1 protein-coding gene is annotated in these 778 nt (G+C 54.4%); it reads left to right on the top strand.

The window, feature by feature from the left end; all coding sequences use genetic code 11:
• Window positions 1-163: 163 nt before the first annotated feature.
• Window positions 164-514 (top strand): type II toxin-antitoxin system PemK/MazF family toxin, encoded by a 351-nt coding sequence (locus ACFQEU_RS16995; protein WP_379784062.1) that lies wholly within the window; start codon window positions 164-166, stop codon window positions 512-514.
• Window positions 515-778: the final 264 nt, after the last annotated feature.

Raw genomic sequence — 778 nt, 5'->3', positions numbered from 1 at the left:
TCCATACGAAGAGCTTCGTCGAGTCGTCAGCAACAATAAGATTATCTCACGGGCTCACGCTGTGCCGGCTGTCGAGACCTCGGGGTAAACACGTACCAGAAAATAAAGAGTCTTGGCGCGAACACGCACCCGAGGAACCGCATCCGAGCGTCGAGGACGACCAGTGACCGACGGAGAAACACCGATCTTCGAGCGTGGCGATATCGTCTACGGGGATGATCCGTTCAAGGGGGAAGAAGACGCTCGACCCTGGCTCATCCTCTCGAATCACGAGGGCCGTCCGTTCTACGGCGAGCAGTATATGACGCTCACGCTAACGTCGAGATCCTGGATGGACGGCCTGATCGACATTCCCGACGAGAGTTGGCTTCGTGGTGGGGTCCCGAATGAAAGCCGGATCGTCCCATGGGGAGTCCAATCAATCGACCACACGGATATCGACTTCTGGCAAGGTCGTCTTAAGAAGGATCTCGTTGACGAGGCGGTTGCTGCGCTTATCGAAGAACTACATTAGCGGCGGCCTGTTGAAATCCCATTTACTAATCGTCAGGGTGTCATAGAACGATTCGCATGGCGTTTCTTTCGCCCCAGATAGGGTAAACTATCCGTTCACTACGCCTGCAAATCGACCGTTAGGATTTCTACCAGCTCAGAGATGTGTTCTAATGGCCGTGCAAGATACAGGGCGCGAATGTGGTGCGAACCGAGGCCGATCTACGTGAGAGAGTGATCGGTCAGTACAAACGACCTACGTATCGGGTGTTGACTCTCGATACTG

The sequence above is a fragment of the Halorubrum tibetense genome (assembly GCF_042661865.1).
Classification (GTDB): Archaea; Halobacteriota; Halobacteria; order Halobacteriales; family Haloferacaceae; genus Halorubrum; species Halorubrum tibetense.
Note: the sequence above shows the minus strand (reverse complement) of the source record. Positions and strands in the feature narration are given on the sequence as shown.